A 14,664-nucleotide genomic window follows, 5' to 3' on the forward strand; every position below is an offset into this window, starting at 1 on the left:
CCCGCGGCGGTACGCCCCCGAACCCGCCGGCCGCCGGGCCGCGCGCACCGCGGCGAGGAGGAGGTGTGCCGGTGCACCGACTCCGGCCCGTACGCGCCCCGTTGCCCGACCGGTGGTCGCCCCTCATACGCCGGCCGGGCCGCGCCCGGCGTGGCGCGAAGCGCGCGCCCGCCGCCGCCGCGAGGGAGGAGCCTCCGGCCGCACGGCAGCGGCGGAGAGGGGAGCAGCCCCGCCAGCGGTGGAGCGACTCCCCCCCCGCACCGATTTCCGCCCCGACGGTCGCAGCGCGTACGGTGTCCGCCCGACCCGCCCCTCCGAGGATTCCGGTGCGCCACTCGTCCGGTCGGGCGCCACGGGAATGGCGCGCCCCTTTTCCGTGGTCTCCCCGTACGACTCGGCACCGGAACGACAGAATGTATTCTGCGACGGTCCGATGCGTCACCGGAATGCGAAAGGCACCCCCATGGACAGGCGTGAGATCGCCGATATCGTGCGCGCACGGATCGGTGAACTTCTCGACCACCCCCGCACCATCGAGGAGGGGGACATCCTCTCCCACCACGGCCTCAACTCGCTGCTCGGCGTGGAGCTGACGCTCCGCGTCGAGGAGGAGTTCGACATCGCCTTCGAGGATGACGAACTCAACGTCGAGAACTTCGAGACGCTGCGGAACATCACCGACCTGGTGGCCGGGAAGGTGGCCGTCCGTGGCTGAGCAGGAGCGTGGGGAGATCGGCGGGGCGGACTTCTTCGCCCGCCTCGACGGGCTGGTCGCCTCGGCGGAGCTCGTCATCGACCGGCCGAGGGACTCGCGCCATCCGCGGGTCCCCGAGGCCGTCTACCCGGTCGACTACGGGTATCTCGACGGGACCACCGGCGGCGACGGCGACGGGGTCGACGTCTTCGCGGGCGACGCGTCGGAAGCGGGCGTGGTCGGCGTGTTCCTGACCGCCGACCCCGTCAAGCGCGATGTGGAGGTGAAGATCCTGCTGAACTGCTCAGCCCAGGAGGTCGAGCAGGTGCACCGGTTGCTCAACGGCGTGCTCGAGATCGGCGGCCTGCTGGTGCCCCGCCGGTAGGGCCGGGTGACCGCGGCCCCGGGCTCCGCCTCAGGGCCCGGCCCCCTCCTGCCGCGGCAGCGGCCCGGCCCGGTGGGCCTCCGCGTACGGAAGGAGGTCGAGCCCGCGGTGGTCGCAGTCGGCCGGACAGCCCAGGAAGCACAGGCGCACCGTTCCGGCCGGGGCACCGAAGTCCCGTCCGTCGCCGACACGCAACGCGTGCCCGTGGCGTAGGTGGTCCACCGGCTCCTCCACGTCGAGTCGCAGCAGCACGCTGGCGCCGCCGTGCCGCGGGGCGCCGGAGACGGCAGCGGCGTGGGCGGTGAGCGCCGCCACTGTTCGGCAGCGGTCGAGCAGCCGTGAGAGGCCCCCGTCGGCGGCGAAGCGGGCCCAGGCCCGTTGCCAGACCGCCGGCGGGGCGGCGGCGCGCAGATGCGCCTCGACCGGCGGCGGCACCGTGTCACCGTGCAGCCACCCCAACCGGGCCCACGGCCCGGCGGCCTTGGCCATCGACCCGACGACGAACGCCCCCGGCACCCGGAGGGCGGCCGCGCTCCGGCCGGTGCCGAAGAACCGGTACGTCTCGTTCTGCACCAAGACGCCGCCGTCGTCGACGAAACGGGTCAGCCGCTCGACGGCCGGACGGTCCAGGCTCCAGCCGTCGGGGTTGCGCCACGGCGAGGTGATCCACAGCAGGTGCTCGCGGGCGGGGCGGGCGATCCGCAACGCCTCGTCGAGCTCCGCCCGGAGCACTTGGGCGCCGCACCGCTCGAAGGACGTGACGACGCCCGCATAGCTCGGCTTCTCCACGACGACCCGGCGCCCCAGGAGGGCGAACGACCCCACCAGGGGACGGATTCCGGAACTGACAAGCGGCCCGCCCTCCCCGGCGGGGAATCCGAGCACGGTGCCCAGCGCGGCCCGCAGTCCGGGGTCGCCCCGCCAGGGCGGCCGGGTGTCCCAGCCCGGCTCGCGGGCCGCCCGCCCGAGGCAGTGCCGCCACAGCTCCGCCAGATCGTCCGGCCACGGGTACGGGGCCCCGGTCACGTCGTGCATCAGAGCCCCGAACGGTCCCAGTCCAGCGCCCCGAGTCCGCGCGCGGCCCGGAAGCGGCCGACCTGCGCGGTGGCCCGTACGGTGGCGGCGTACCGCCCGGCCCGCCGTATCACCGGCAACTCGAACGGCAGCCGCGCGCGGAGCGCGCCGTCGTGCTCTGCGACAGCCGCGTGCGCGTCCTCGGCGTCGGCCGCGGTGGCCCCGTAGGAGAGCGGCAGGGCACGCAGGGCCGCCGCCACGGGGTGGGCGGACGAGGCGACGAGCGCGTGCAGGTGCTCCCGCTCGGGCACTCCCCTCATCCCGTCCAGGCAGCAGTGGCACACGAGGATCGCCTGCAACGCCTTCGCGCACGCCTCGACACACAGGTCCCAGTCGCCCGTGGACCGCGCCGCCTCGATGTCGTCCAGCGTGGGGTCGACCGAACGGGCGTAACGCCAGGCCGCGTTGGCCCCGTGCGTCGCGAGCCACGGGCCGTCGACACCGTCCTGTGGGGAGAGGACCGTCATCCCTGCAACCTCCTGTTCACCGCGTCCGGATCGGCGATCACGTCCAGTTGGGCACGCCGCAAGGCGTCCAGCAGCCGCCCCGGCGAGTGCTCCCGCAGCACTGTCACGAGGGGGCCCTCGGCTTCCAGCCACTCGGTGAACAGGCGGTCGTACCGGTTGGCCAGGAAGCTCCGCCCGGCCAGGTCGGTACGGTGCAGGCCCTCGGCGGGGCGGACGCGGACCGCCGCCAGGGCGTCGGCCGGCGTCCAGCCGAGCCGGGCGAGCAGTGCGGCGCCGCCGTCGGCGGGCGCTCCGGGAGCGGGCAGCGGCAACCCGAGGCGGCGGGCGCGCGCGGGCAGCCACTTCTCCCCCGTGGTCACCTCGCCCGCGGCCCGGCAGTGCACCTCCAGCACACCGCGCGCCGCACGGTTCCACAGGTAGTCGGAGGCCTGCGCGGTCCAGCCGTCCGCCCCGTCGCGCGCGGCACGTTCGGCGAGGAGCGCGACGGCGACCTCCGTCAGGGCCCGGTCGAGGGCTTGCCGGACGACGGCGGGCAGCAGCACCCGGACCTCGTCGTCGGAGAACACCGCCCCGGTCCCGGCCTCCAGCGGCGCGGCGTGCACCCAGCGGCAGAGCCAGCGCCGTTGAGCGCCCCGTACCGCGGGCTCCAGGGCGACCCGGCCGAAGGGCAGGTCCGCGACCGGGACCGCGCTCAGCCGGGCGACCTCGCGGGCGGGCCATCGGGCGGGGTACAGCTCCACGTCCACAGCGGTTTCGCCCGCGTGGAGCAGCCGGGGCCCGACGGGCTCGTCCAGCCCGTCGACCATGATGTGCACGTCCACGTCGCTGCGGGCGTTGCCGAAGCCGGAGGCGAGGGAACCGACGAGGTAGCGCGGTCCGTCCGCCTTCTCGTCGTCGAGGAGTGCGACGATCCGATCGGTGGTCAGTCCGACCGTTGCCAGCGCCTGTGCGGCACGGGGCGGCCGGGGCCGTACGGAGTCGCTCATCGCTCCGCCTTCCCCGCGTCGCGGACCACCGTGCGCGGCAGCACGCCCCACACCGTCGAGACGAAGACGGAGGAGCCGTGGGTCAGCGTGCGACGGCCGGGCGACCAGCGCAGCCCGTCGTCCGGCGCGCCCGATCCGGTGCGGTGCCCGGTCGGGGGCGCGGGCGCGGCGGTGTCCGCGGGAGGCGCGAGCGGGTCGCCGGGCCACAGGTCGCCCGCGTCCGCGCCCTCGCGGCGGAGCGCGCGGGCCAGTTCGAGGGGGACGAGCCGTACACAGCGCCACGGGGCGGGCCGACGCGGCAGCGCGGGCGCCGCGAGCACCCTCGGACGGGTGGGCAGGACGTAGAAGGCGAAGGCACCGAGGACGGCACCGGCGCGGGCCGGGAGCGAGCCGGTGTGCGCCCCGGCCTGCCCGAAGGCCCGGCCGGTGGTGCGCAGCACGCGGACGGGCGCGGTGCGGCGCATCAGTCCGGTGGCGACGACCGGCCGGGCGGCGCGGCCGGGACCGGCCGCCACCAGGTGCTCCAGGACGCCGCGCTGGTCGTCGTCGGTGCGGGTGATCTCCAGGACGACGCGTGCGATGCCCGCCAGGTGCCCGCCCAGCGCGGCGCGCCGGGCGTCGGCCACGAGGGCGGCGGTCTCCTCCGGGCGGAGCGTACGGGCAGCGACCCAGAGGTCGTTGACGTCCTTGACCGTGATGTGGACGTCCCCGCCGCTGTTGCCCAGCATCGGCCGCAGGTTCGCGACCGGCGGCAGCGGGCGCAGGCCCGGTCGGGTCGGCGCGGGCAGCGGCAGCAGTCCGCAGTGGCCGGTGGAGTAACCGGGGCCGAAGTGGAGGTCCACGGCGGCGAATCCGTCCGGTCCCGTGAGCTTGTACTGCCCGTAGGGCGTACCGTCCGAGGTCTGCTTGATCCACGGCAGCTCCCCGTGGTCGGTACGGTAGCCGTGCCGCCGCAGCCGGTCCGCGAGCGCCAGTGCCTCGTTCGCCGTGGTGACGCAGACGTCCGCGTCACGCAGTTCGCGCAGCCTGGGCTCCGGGTAGTCGGCCCGGCTGGAGAGGCCCTTGATGCCCCACACCGGGATGCCGAGTTCCGTCCCGAGGCGGTCGAGCAGCCCGGTCGCGGCGTCCAGCGTGGCGGCGCGCCTGATCCGCTCGGCCACGAAGGGCTCCAGTTCGCGGGTGAGTCCCGTTTCGTCGGGCACGGTGGCGAGGTGGTCGGCGGCGACGAGTACGGCACGGTTACGCCGGATCACGTCGGCGACGCGGTCCAGCGGGCGCACGCCGCTGCGGACCAGTGCGGCGATCCGGTGCAGCGTCTCCGCGACCGGCGAGGCGGGGGCGACGGCTCCCAGTTGCAGTTCCGGGAAGTCGGCCGGGGCAGGGCGGCGGGGCATGGTGGTCTCCTGGCAGGAGTCGACGGTTCGGGAGGGCCTGCTCGCCGGAGCGGGGCGGGAGGACGGAGCGGCGACAATCGGGGAATGACGACACGATCGGCCCGCGGAGCGGGCGAAGCGTCGGAACCGGCGCAACTGGTGGTGCGGAACGCCCGGTTGGCCGGCCGTACGGAGACGGTGGACATCCTGGTGCGGGACGGGAGGTTCGCCCGGATCGGCGCCCCGTCCGACCGTGGCGCGCCGGTCGCCGCCCGGGTCGTCGACGCCGACGGGCGGCTGGTGGTGCCTCCGTTCGTCGACGCCCACATGCATCTGGACTCCGCGCTCACCCTGGACCCGGCCGACCCCAACCGTTCGGGAACGCTGCGTGAGGGCATCGCGGTATGGGGGCGGGGCAAGGCCCGTCTGACGGGCCGGCAGATCCACCGCAACGCGCGTGAGGTGCTGCGCTGGATGGTCGCCGCGGGCACCCTGCACGTGCGCTGCCACGTGGACGTGGGTCCGGGCGCACCCGACGCGTTGAGCGCTCTGGCCGACCTGCGGGACCAGGCACGCGGCGTCTGCGACGTGCAGCTGGTGGCCTTCCCCCAGGACGGGCTGCTGCGGGAGCCGGGCCAGCGCGCGGCGCTGCGCGCCGCCATGTCCCGGGGGTGCGACGTGGTCGGTGGAATCCCGCACTACGAGCGCACGCCCCAGGACGCGGAACGGCACGTCAAAGAGATCTTCGACGTGGCGCAGGAGTTCGACGCCGACCTGGACCCGCACTGCGACGAGACCGACGATCCGGGCTCCCGTCTGGCCGAGGTGGTGGCCCGGGAGGCGCTCGCCCGCGGCTGGCAGGGCCGGGTCGCACTCGGACACTGCACCGCCATGGCCGCCTATCCCCCGGACGTCCTGGCTTCGGCGGCCGGGCTGCTCGCCCGCGCCGACATCGCGGTGGTCGCCAACCCGATGGTCAACGCGGTGCTCCAGGGCCGCGGGGACCCCCCGCCGGTGCGCCGCGGCATGGCGCCCGTGAGGCAGCTGCTGGAGGCAGGCGTCACGGTGGCGTACGGGCAGGACTCGGTCCTCGACGCCTGGTTGCCGCTGGGCACCGGGGACATGCTCGCGGTGGCCCAACTGGGCGCGCTCCTCGGTCACCTCACCGGGTACGAGCAGCTGGCCGGGGCCCTCGACCTGGTGACCCTCGCGGGAGCGCGGGTGATGCGGCTCGGCGAGCGCCACGGCATCGTCGAGGGCCGCCCCGCCGACTTCGTGCTGTTGGACGCCCGCGACCCGGTGGAGGCGCTGCGGCTGCTGCCCGCCCGGCTGCGCGTGGTGCGGCACGGACGCGAGGTCGCCCGGACCAGCAGCCCGCGCGGCGAGCTGATCGGCGGGTTCGCGCCCGGCCCGGTGGACCTCGGCCGTCACCGCTGACCCTCCGCGCCGACCGCGCGGGCGGCCCGGGCCACCGCGCCGCCCGGCCACTCCCCGTCGAGTCCCCACGCCGCGTCGAAGACCCGTACCTGGTGTTCCAAGCTGCGCCGGTAGAGCCGTCGCAGGGCGGCCCGTTCGGCGGGGCCCCCTTCGGCGGCGGCCTCCTCCACCACGCGGGCGTGCGCCGCGCACATCTCGGTACGGGTGCGCCGTGTGTACATGTCCGCCCAGCGGCGGTACGTGGGCGGGCCGGGGATCTCCCGGTCCGCGAACCGCGCGCCGATCACCTCGGTGAAGAGCGAGCACGGATAGACGGCGGCGGCGATCTGGGCGAAGGTGCCCTCGTAGCCCACGCGGACCAGGTGGTTGAGGTAGCCCTCGCGCGCCGGGGAGCAGGTCCACCGGTCGGCGGCGAGTTCGCCGGGATGTCCGAGCTCCTCGACGAGGGAGCGTTTCTCGTCGAGTTCCCCGGTTGTGGACAGGTCGTCCAGGACGTGGGCGGCCGCCTTGGCCCACGGGTGCCCGACGGGGGCCTTGGCGATGCCCAGGGCGAGGGTGCGGTTGAACTCGGCGACGTGCGGTCCGTCGTCGAGCTGGAAGAAGACGAAGCGCTCCGGGCTGAGGGAGCCCGCCGCCATGGCCTCGATCCACGGGTGGTGGCGGTACGCCTCCCAGACGTCGGCGCAGTGCCGTCGGCACTCCTGGAGGAAGTTCACCACTGCTCCTTCCCTCGTGTGAACCGGAACGGGGCGAGCCGGGCCTCCTGCTCCGCCGCGGATGCGGTCCGCCCGTCCTGATCGGCGACGAGCAGGTCGACGAGCAGATCGGCCGAACCGGGACCGGCGATGTAGCCCTCGCCGCCGTGTCCGAAGCAGCCGTAGAGGCCGGATGCCAGGCGGCCGACGACGGGGGCGCGATCCGGCAGGAACGGGCGCAGGCCGCCGCGTCGGGCGGTGATCCGCAGCCGGGCCGTACCGGGGAGCAGGGCGTCGGCGCGGTGCAGGATGCGCGTGGCGAGATCGTCCGGCTCCGCCTCGTCGTGCGGGTACCAGGAACCTCCGAGGACGAGGCCGCCGCCCGGCACCTGGTGGGCCAGCAGCGCCACCGACCGGGGAACGCCGACCACCGACTCGGCCAGGACGCGTCCGAGGACGAACGGCGCGGGTTCGGTGACGACCACGCTTCCGCTCACCGCGGTGAGCGGGACGCGCAGCCCGAGCGGGGCGAGCAGCGACGGCGTGCCGACCCCGGCGGCGACCACGACGCGGGGCGCCGTGAGCCGCTCCCCGTCGGCACGTACGACGGCCCAGCCGGCCGCGCCCGCCTCCTCCAACCGGAGCGGGCCGAGGCCCAGGCGCAGCACCGCCCCGGCGCCGACCGCCTCGGCCAGCAGCGCGCCGACGACCGCCGCCGGTTCGACGCGGCGGCCCTCGGCGAGCAGCAGGCCCCTCTCGACGGCGGGGCCGAGCGCGGGTTCCAGCGCGCGCGCCTCCTCCCCGGTGAGCACCGTGGCGTCCGGGAAGGCGCGCGGCGCTCCGCCGTCGGACGCCGCGCCGGGTGCGGAGAGGACCAGCGTGCCGGGGGGTTCGGCGTCCCAGGGCATCCCGGTGCGTGCCGCGAGTTCCGTGTAGAGGGCCAGGCTGCGCCGCCACAGCGGTCGCAGCACCGGCGCGGGCGGAACCAACTGGCCCTGCGCGCCGAGCGACGCCCCCGACCCGGCCGTCCCGGAGTCGAGCAGGGTGACGGCGGCTCCCCGGCGCGCGAGCAGCCAGGCCGTGGAGAGACCGACGACTCCCGCGCCCAGGACGGCCACGTCGCAGCGGGGCGGGGTCACCACGGCGGGCCTTCGCGGTCCGGCTCGACGGGGTGCAGCTCGACCGGGTGGCGGCCGGACCCGATGTCCGCGGCGCCGCGTTCGATGGCGAGCGAGACGGCGGCGTGCGCGGTGCGCGCGGCACGGGTCAGCGGCATGCCCTGGGCGAGGAAGGCGGTGAGCAGCGCGGAGTGCGCGCAGCCGGCGCCATGGTCGCAACCGGAGGCACGGCGGGGGCCGGTGATCTCGTGGTGTCGTTCGCCGTCGAAGAGCACGTCGCCCGCACCGGTGGAGAAGGCGTCGGTGACGAGGGCGGCGCGGGCGCCGAGTTCGACAATCGCCTCGGCCAGTTTCCTCGGGTCCGTCCCCTCCCCCAGGCCCGTCAGCCGCCGGGCCTCGGCCAGGTTGGGGGTCGCCACCCAGGTCAGCGGCAGCAGTCCCTCGCGTACGGCGGTCACCGCGTCCTCGTCACCGCCGAGTGCGGAGCCGGCCGCGCTCACCATGACCGGGTCGAGGACCACCGGCACGTCGTCCAGCCAGACCAGCCGGTCCACCAGCAGCCAGACCAGTTCGGCGCTCCAGGTGGTGCCGATCTTCACTCCGTCCGTGCCGATGTCCTCCAGTACCGCCTCGATCTGGTGGCCGACCATGTCGGTGGCGACCGACGCCGTGGCGGTCACGCCCCGCGTGTTCTGCGCCGTCACACCGACGACTGCGCTGGTGCCGTGGACACCGGCCCGGGCGAACGCCTTGAGGTCGCCCTGGATGCCCGCTCCGCCGCCGGAGTCGGAGGAACCGATGGTGAGGCAGCGCGTGCGCGGTCGGCCCCGGGCGCCGCTCACGCCGGCGCCCCGGCCGCGGTTGCGGTTGCGGTTGCGGTTGCGGCCACCACGGCCTCGCACACGGCCTCGGTGTCACCGGCGTGCTCCAGGAGCCGTACGGGGGCGATCTCGGGCAGTCCGGCGACGAGCGCCGCGCACTCGGTGCCGGGCTCCACCAAGACGACCGTGGGGCGGCCGAGCGCGGAGGCCCAGCCGAGCTCCACATGGGTCCCCGGGGAGGCGGGCCGACCCGGGAAGGCCACGAACACCGAGCAGTCCCGCATCCACTCCCAGTCGCGGCGGGTGCATTCGCGTTCACTGACCAGGGCGCCGCCCCAGCCCTCGGTCCGGTGGGCGCTGAACACCCGCCAGCCGCGTTCCTCGAACGCGTCGATCAACGTGGTGTAGCGGGTCCGGTCCGCCGCGGAGAGCTCTCCGGTGACCGGGTCGATCAACCCCTTGAAGGGGCCGCCGAGGAACACGGTGAGGCGGGGGAGCCCCCGTTCAGACTGCGGCATCGGTCTCCTCCAGAGCGGACGGGGCCGTCTCCAGCACGGGGAAGCGGCGGTACATCAGGTGGCGGTAGAGCGGGGGCAGCACGTCGGCGAGGTCGGTGGCGGGCTCCGCGGCGCGCGCCCGCCGGTGGAGCTCGAAGAGCGCGACGACGTGCGCCCAGTAGGCGGGCAGGCCGAGGGCGTCGATCCGGTCGGCGTCGAGACGCAGCGCGCCCGTGCGCAGCGCCGCCTCCACGTCGAGCACCTGGGCGACGTGGGGCCGGTTGTCCCCCTCCGGGAGTGGGGGCATCCGGTTCGTCGGCGATTCGCCGCACGCGTCCTCGTCCATCAGGCGGGCGGCTCCCGGCACGTCGGGCCGGTAGAGGTGCAGCGATCCGGCGACGTGCGTGTACGTGCCCACCGGCACGTGGAGCTGCCGTGCCATCACCTCTTGGAGGAAGGTGAAGGAGAACACGTCGCTGACCATGCCGCGGTAGGCGTCGTTGGCGCGCATGTAGGCGACGGCGTGCAGGCTGCCCTCGCGCAGCAGGAACTGCAGGGCGAGCGTGCAGGCGACGTCCGGGTTGTCGGGGACGAGGAGTTCGCGTGGTTCGAAGATCTGGATGACCGCGCGCTTGGTGTCCGGGTCCTCCCGGATGGTCTCCGCGACCGCGGCCCACTGGTCGAGCGCGTCGGGGCCGTGGCGGAAGATCCGCGGCCCGTAGGCGGTGCCGGTCAGCCGTGTGCCGTCGGCGGAGTAACGGGTGACGCTCGGTGCGTAGTGGGACAGGAGGGCGAGGTCGTCGCGCCCGGAGAGGTACCAGAGCGCCTCGGCGAAGTTGAACACGAGGTTGGTGCGCCGGGCCGGGTGCGTGACCAGGCGGCGGAGCGGGTCGTCGAGGGTGAAGGCGGCACCGAGGACTTCCTGACTGCGGTGGCCGCGGGGGGCGTTGCGGAACTGCGGCTGGCGCAGCAGCGCGTCCAGATGGTGCAGGTAGGCGTCCTGGAGCCCCGGGAAGCGGCTCACAGCAGGTCCTCGGGGAACGAGGAGAACATGTCGCGGTGGTTGCCGGTCGCGACGCGGTCGCAGCCGCACTTCTCCGCCGGGTCGTCGCCGCGGGTGGCCAGTCCGGCCTCGATGATGCGCTCGAAGCTCTCCCGGCCGTCGGCGATCGCCTGCCGGGAGCGGGCGCGGAAAACGTCGGGGTCCTCCTCGGTCTCGTGCTTCATGTCGTGGTACGAGTCGATCGCGACGGCGATCGCCGCGTAGTGCCGGTGGCGCAGCCGCGCCAGGGTGAACTCGGGGTCCATGGTCTGCCCGACCAGTCGGATGCCGAGCTTCTCCATGAGGTTCAGCTCGGCGTCCGTCTCGATGCGGGCGAAGCCGTAGAAGTTGAAGTACACGCCGCTCTCGTGCACGGCCGTCCCGGTCTCCCGCGCTCCGCGGAGCAGGAGCGAGCGCAGCACCGGGCAGAAGGCCGGTACGACGTGTGCGTTGCTGAAGCGGCCGTTGCCGAGGGGCATGCTGACGCCGGGGCCCGAGAAACTGACCAGGTCGTGCGGGATGACGAGGTCACCGCCGCGCACCGCCTTGTCGACCCCGCCGACGACGAAGGTGCCGATCTGGTGGTCCACGCCCAACTCGTCGAAGGTGCTCTGGTTGGCCTGGTAGGGGATCTCCCAGCTGGGTGTGCGCCGACCGGGGAAACGCCCGTAGAGGAAGTGGGTCTCCACCCCGTGGAGCGTGCCGCTGAAGACGCGGTCCACCGGGCCGTGGGGGGTGACGACCCGGTTGCGGCGGAACTCCTTCTCCCGGATGAGGTTCTCGGCACGCAGGACGACTCCGAGCTTCATGCGCCGCTCACCGTCCCGGCGGGAGCGGCGGAGGGTGCCGACGCGAGGGTGCGGGCGAAGTCCAGGAAGGCGTCGACCCAGCCGCCGACCGGGTGGGTGTAGCGGAAGAAGAGCAGCGAGCCGACGACGGAGCCGAGGACGTCGGCGGTGAGGGTCGGCGGCGGGGCGCCGAGGGCGTCGAGCAGGTCGAACCGCCGCCGATCGGCGGCGTCCTCCAGGTATGCGCGCAGCACGGCTGCCGCCTCCTCGTCGTCGAGTGGGTGGTGGTGCGCCCGGCCGTGCCGCTCGGGTCGGTCCGGTGCGCAGACCAGCTCGACGAGTACGTGGGCCGGGGCGCGGGTCCGTACCGAGCCGCCGAGCCGCCCGACCGCTCCGGGCGCCAGGAACCGCTTCTCGGGACGGTCGGCCGGGTGGGTGCCGGCCGCCTCGGCGAGCCGGGCCGCCGACAGCTCCGGCCGGTGCTCGCCCAGCGACTCCGTCCGGATGCCCACGGAACGCGGGCCGCCGACCATCCGCCAGCCCTCGGGGTGCTCCACGAGCAGCACGTCGTCGTTGGAGACGAGCGCGCCGCCGCTGCGAACCAGGGACAGCGACGCGGTGGTCTTCCCGGCCATCTTCTCGCCGGTCAGGATGATCCCGGTACCGGCCAGGGTCACCGCCGCGCCGTGCAACGGGACGGCGCCCGCCCCGATCGCCAGCGCCCGGCTGAGGGTGCGGGCGTACCGGAGGCCGAGCACCGGCAGCCAGCCGACCTCGGCGCAGCGCACGGTGATCCGGCGGGCCCCCTTGTCGAACTCCGCGCGGTGGGCCGGAGTGCCGTCCGGTTCGGCCTCCGCCGGACCGCCCAAGGGGCCCGCGACGAGGTCCAGCCGCCAGTGGCTCCCCCGGTCCGGCGGGGCGGACCGCCCGTCCGGGCCGGGGAGCGGCGGGAAGAAGGGGGCGGCCAGCTCCGTCAGGGCGGCCGCGGTGCGGGGCTCCCCCGTGACGGCCAGCGTGATTCCGGCCGCCGGTACGGCCAGCAGGCGGGTCGTCGGGTTCTCGGTCGTCATCGCAGCGCTTCCAGGATCGTGAGGCCCTCGGCCTCGAAGTCGGGGTCGTCGGTGCGCCGTGCCGCGGTCAGCGTGGTGACGGCGCAGGAGAGCCGGGCGAAGTCGAGCAGGACCGGGTCGGGTGGCCCCGGGTCCGTGCCGCGCCCCCGGCGGTACGCGGCGGTGAACGCGGCGCGACCGCCCGGGATCACGGCGAGCTCCCGATCCCACAGCCTCCGCAGGTCGACCTCGTACGGGCCCACAGCTGCCCGCTCGAAGTCGAAGACCAGCTCGCGGCCCCCAGCCCCGCGGGCGACGTTGCGCAGCGAGAAGTCGCCGTGCAGCAGCACCCGCGGAGCGGTCGCCGCACGCCGACCGGCCTCCCTCACCCGTGCGGCCGGGGCGGCTCGGGCCTGCCGGTCGCGGATCGGCCCGTACAGGTCCGGCGCTTCGGCTGCCAGCGCCGACAGCTGCGCGTCGAGCTGCTCCTGACCGGGTGTCAGGTGCCGTATCCCTCCCGGCGGCACCGTCTCGTGCACGGTGGCGAGCAGGTGCCCGGCGACCGCGGCGGATTCCGCGGTCGGCGGCAGCGGGACCAGGTCCTCCCAGCCGAAGACGGCGTACGCGCCCAGCTCCGGATCCGTCCCGGTGTCCAGCAGACGCGTGCTGCGCGACGGGCCGACCGCCGGGGCGACGAGTCGTTCGGTGGCGGCCCGGTCCCGGCGCGCGTAGAGCTTGACGAAGACCTCGCGTCCGGCGGCCGTGCCGCGGAACCAGGCGTTCGCCGACCGCTCCTTGCGGACGGGGGCCCGCACCTGGGTCAGGTGTCCGGCTCCGATCCGGGCCGCGAGACGGTCGGCGACCCGCTGCGGCACCAGGTCGACCGGTCCCCCGTGGAGGACGCCGCCGCTCCCGGGGTGCGCGGTCACTTCGGCTTCCCGATCCAGGTGCAGAGGTAGTCCATGTGCACCAGGCGCTTGTCCGTCGGCACCGTGGGCTGCTGGGGGAACTCCTGCTTGGGCGCGACGTCTTTCGGGCAGTACGGGTCCCGCACGAACAGCGACCGCTGGCCCGTCTCGTGCGCGTGGTGCAGGTACGAGCGCCCGGCGCACCCGCCGCGGCAGGACTGGAGCAACTCGCAGCCGGCGCAGCCCTCCAGCAGGTGCGGGTTGGCGTTACGGCGGCGGAAGGAGGCGAACTGCGGGGAGCGGATGATGTCGTGAAGGTCGTCGACCCGCAGGTCCCCCACCTTGTAGTCGTGCAGGTACACGCACGGGGACACCGGGATGCGTCCGTCCGGGGTGATCGAGTGGATGCGGAACGAGGTGCGGCCGCAGGGACAGCCCTTCGCGTTCCGGTAGTCCGTCACCGCCGCGATCGGGGGCTCGCCGAGGTCGACCGGTGAGCAGTGCTTCATCAGGAAGGAGAAGCCCTCGTAGTACTGCTCGGCGGGCAGGAGCGAGTCCATGTGCTTGGACTCCACGGGCTTGATGGGGTTGATCCGGATGTGCGCGTCGTACTCGACGGCCAGCTCCAGCAGGCCCTCCAGGTGGGCCTGGGTGAAGTTCCAGTTCATCGCGCACATGATGATCGAGTGGTCGAGGCCGTACTCCTTGGCCAGTTCGAGGGTGCGGATCGCCTGCTTGTAGATCTTCGCGCCGCGGTTGGCGTTGTGTTCGTCCTCGAACGGGGAGTCGAAGCTGATGTCGAGGTCGTTGAGTCGGCGCCAGCTCGCGTTGTGGTCGCGTTCCAGGTGCAGGGCCGTGATGCCGGAGGTCGTGAGCCCGACGATGATGCCCGCGTCGGTCAGTCCGTCGATGATCCGCGGCAGCATGGTGTTCTTCGGGTTCGGACCGTTGGTGAAAAGCGGTTCGTTGCCGCCCAGGTTCACCGTCTCGACGTTGTTCGCCGCCAGTTGCTCGACGATGCGGTCGACGATCTCCGGGCTGAAGTCCATGCCCTTCTCACGGGCGGACATCGAGTAGCAGTGGGTGCAGCGGTAGGGGCAGTCGTTGCCGAGCGTCCAGCCGATGTTCTTGATGTCGATCGGGCACTCGTCCGCCTCCTCGTACTCGATCGGGCCCACCGGCCGGGTGAAGTGCTCCTTCGCGTCGACCACCTCCAGCGGCAACGACGTGCGCTTCCAGGGGAGCTCCACCGGGCGGTTCTGCTCTGCGGACACGGTGACCACGGCCTTTCCGTAGGGGGGGAACGGGAGAACGGGGGCAGTCGGGGAGG

General features: G+C 74.3%; 16 protein-coding genes. 3 read left to right on the top strand and 13 right to left on the bottom strand.

Annotated elements, in window-relative coordinates; genetic code table 11:
• The first annotated feature begins 463 nt into the window (after positions 1-463).
• Positions 464-715, top strand: a complete 252-nt coding sequence (locus D7M15_RS28355) for a phosphopantetheine-binding protein (RefSeq protein ID WP_165906193.1) — start codon at positions 464-466, stop codon at positions 713-715.
• Positions 708-1,079: an inorganic pyrophosphatase gene (locus tag D7M15_RS04320; protein ID WP_206337316.1), complete on the top strand. Its 372-nt coding sequence runs from the start codon at positions 708-710 to the stop codon at positions 1,077-1,079. The genes D7M15_RS28355 and D7M15_RS04320 overlap by 8 nt, the downstream gene beginning before the upstream one ends.
• Positions 1,080-1,109: 30 nt before the next feature.
• Here D7M15_RS04320 and D7M15_RS04325 read toward each other — a convergent pair whose 3' ends face one another.
• The 4 genes from D7M15_RS04325 to D7M15_RS04335 are packed head-to-tail and all read right to left on the bottom strand — an operon-like array spanning position 1,110 to position 5,000.
• Positions 1,110-2,105 (bottom strand): aminotransferase class I/II-fold pyridoxal phosphate-dependent enzyme, encoded by a 996-nt coding sequence (locus D7M15_RS04325; RefSeq protein WP_165906194.1) that lies wholly within the window; start codon positions 2,103-2,105, stop codon positions 1,110-1,112.
• 8 nt (positions 2,106-2,113) lie between these two features.
• Positions 2,114-2,620, bottom strand: a complete 507-nt coding sequence (locus tag D7M15_RS28360) for a hypothetical protein (protein ID WP_165906195.1) — start codon at positions 2,618-2,620, stop codon at positions 2,114-2,116.
• Positions 2,617-3,606 (bottom strand): hypothetical protein, encoded by a 990-nt coding sequence (locus D7M15_RS04330; RefSeq protein WP_121516271.1) that lies wholly within the window; start codon positions 3,604-3,606, stop codon positions 2,617-2,619. Before D7M15_RS04330 ends, D7M15_RS28360 begins: the two co-directional genes overlap by 4 nt.
• On the bottom strand, positions 3,603-5,000 hold the full coding sequence (locus D7M15_RS04335; protein ID WP_165906196.1) for a nucleotidyltransferase family protein: 1,398 nt from the start codon (positions 4,998-5,000) through the stop codon (positions 3,603-3,605). The genes D7M15_RS04330 and D7M15_RS04335 overlap by 4 nt, the downstream gene beginning before the upstream one ends.
• Before the next feature lie 84 nt (positions 5,001-5,084).
• On the opposite strand from D7M15_RS04335, the gene D7M15_RS04340 reads away from it, so the two are divergent.
• A complete protein-coding gene (locus D7M15_RS04340; protein WP_121520187.1) occupies positions 5,085-6,416 on the top strand; it encodes an amidohydrolase family protein in 1,332 nt (443 codons plus the stop codon).
• Here the strand turns inward: D7M15_RS04340 and D7M15_RS04345 are convergent.
• From D7M15_RS04345 to D7M15_RS04385, 9 genes are read right to left on the bottom strand one after another with little or no spacing between them, the layout of a single operon-like run.
• The gene (locus D7M15_RS04345) at positions 6,407-7,132 is read right to left on the bottom strand and encodes a hypothetical protein (RefSeq protein ID WP_127201711.1); all 726 of its coding nucleotides are present in this window, start codon (positions 7,130-7,132) and stop codon (positions 6,407-6,409) included. The two genes, D7M15_RS04340 and D7M15_RS04345, sit on opposite strands and share 10 nt — an antisense overlap.
• Positions 7,129-8,253, bottom strand: coding sequence for an FAD-binding oxidoreductase (locus D7M15_RS04350; protein ID WP_121516274.1), 1,125 nt, complete (start codon positions 8,251-8,253; stop codon positions 7,129-7,131). The genes D7M15_RS04345 and D7M15_RS04350 overlap by 4 nt, the downstream gene beginning before the upstream one ends.
• Positions 8,247-9,071: a bifunctional hydroxymethylpyrimidine kinase/phosphomethylpyrimidine kinase gene (thiD, locus tag D7M15_RS04355; RefSeq protein ID WP_165906197.1), complete on the bottom strand. Its 825-nt coding sequence runs from the start codon at positions 9,069-9,071 to the stop codon at positions 8,247-8,249. Before thiD ends, D7M15_RS04350 begins: the two co-directional genes overlap by 7 nt.
• A complete protein-coding gene (locus tag D7M15_RS04360; protein ID WP_206337317.1) occupies positions 9,068-9,568 on the bottom strand; it encodes a nucleoside 2-deoxyribosyltransferase in 501 nt (166 codons plus the stop codon). The genes thiD and D7M15_RS04360 overlap by 4 nt, the downstream gene beginning before the upstream one ends.
• Positions 9,555-10,571, bottom strand: coding sequence for a thymidylate synthase (locus D7M15_RS04365; protein ID WP_121516276.1), 1,017 nt, complete (start codon positions 10,569-10,571; stop codon positions 9,555-9,557). Before D7M15_RS04365 ends, D7M15_RS04360 begins: the two co-directional genes overlap by 14 nt.
• Positions 10,568-11,398, bottom strand: coding sequence for a hypothetical protein (locus D7M15_RS04370; protein ID WP_121516277.1), 831 nt, complete (start codon positions 11,396-11,398; stop codon positions 10,568-10,570). Before D7M15_RS04370 ends, D7M15_RS04365 begins: the two co-directional genes overlap by 4 nt.
• Positions 11,395-12,447 carry a hypothetical protein gene (locus D7M15_RS04375; protein ID WP_121516278.1) on the bottom strand — a complete coding sequence of 351 codons (1,053 nt, stop codon included), beginning with the start codon at positions 12,445-12,447 and terminating at the stop codon, positions 11,395-11,397. Before D7M15_RS04375 ends, D7M15_RS04370 begins: the two co-directional genes overlap by 4 nt.
• A complete protein-coding gene (locus D7M15_RS04380) occupies positions 12,444-13,355 on the bottom strand; it encodes a phosphotransferase (protein WP_121516279.1) in 912 nt (303 codons plus the stop codon). Before D7M15_RS04380 ends, D7M15_RS04375 begins: the two co-directional genes overlap by 4 nt.
• Positions 13,352-14,608 (bottom strand): radical SAM protein, encoded by a 1,257-nt coding sequence (locus D7M15_RS04385; RefSeq protein WP_121520188.1) that lies wholly within the window; start codon positions 14,606-14,608, stop codon positions 13,352-13,354. The genes D7M15_RS04380 and D7M15_RS04385 overlap by 4 nt, the downstream gene beginning before the upstream one ends.
• Between the last annotated feature and the right edge of the window lie 56 nt (positions 14,609-14,664).

Origin of the sequence: Streptomyces sp. Z26 (assembly GCF_003665095.1) — a bacterium.
Taxonomy (GTDB): domain Bacteria; phylum Actinomycetota; class Actinomycetes; order Streptomycetales; family Streptomycetaceae; genus Streptomyces; species Streptomyces phytohabitans.

Excerpts from the sequence above, each read along its gene's own strand:
- D7M15_RS28355 (WP_165906193.1), top strand. The coding sequence starts at position 464 with ATGGACAGGCGTGAGATCGCCGATATCGTGCGCGCACGGATCGGTGAA.
- D7M15_RS28360 (WP_165906195.1), bottom strand. The coding sequence starts at position 2,620 with ATGACGGTCCTCTCCCCACAGGACGGTGTCGACGGCCCGTGGCTCGCG.
- D7M15_RS04330 (WP_121516271.1), bottom strand. The coding sequence starts at position 3,606 with ATGAGCGACTCCGTACGGCCCCGGCCGCCCCGTGCCGCACAGGCGCTG.
- D7M15_RS04335 (WP_165906196.1), bottom strand. The coding sequence starts at position 5,000 with ATGCCCCGCCGCCCTGCCCCGGCCGACTTCCCGGAACTGCAACTGGGA.
- D7M15_RS04340 (WP_121520187.1), top strand. The coding sequence starts at position 5,085 with ATGACGACACGATCGGCCCGCGGAGCGGGCGAAGCGTCGGAACCGGCG.
- D7M15_RS04360 (WP_206337317.1), bottom strand. The coding sequence starts at position 9,568 with ATGCCGCAGTCTGAACGGGGGCTCCCCCGCCTCACCGTGTTCCTCGGC.
- D7M15_RS04370 (WP_121516277.1), bottom strand. The coding sequence starts at position 11,398 with ATGAAGCTCGGAGTCGTCCTGCGTGCCGAGAACCTCATCCGGGAGAAG.
- D7M15_RS04375 (WP_121516278.1), bottom strand. The coding sequence starts at position 12,447 with ATGACGACCGAGAACCCGACGACCCGCCTGCTGGCCGTACCGGCGGCC.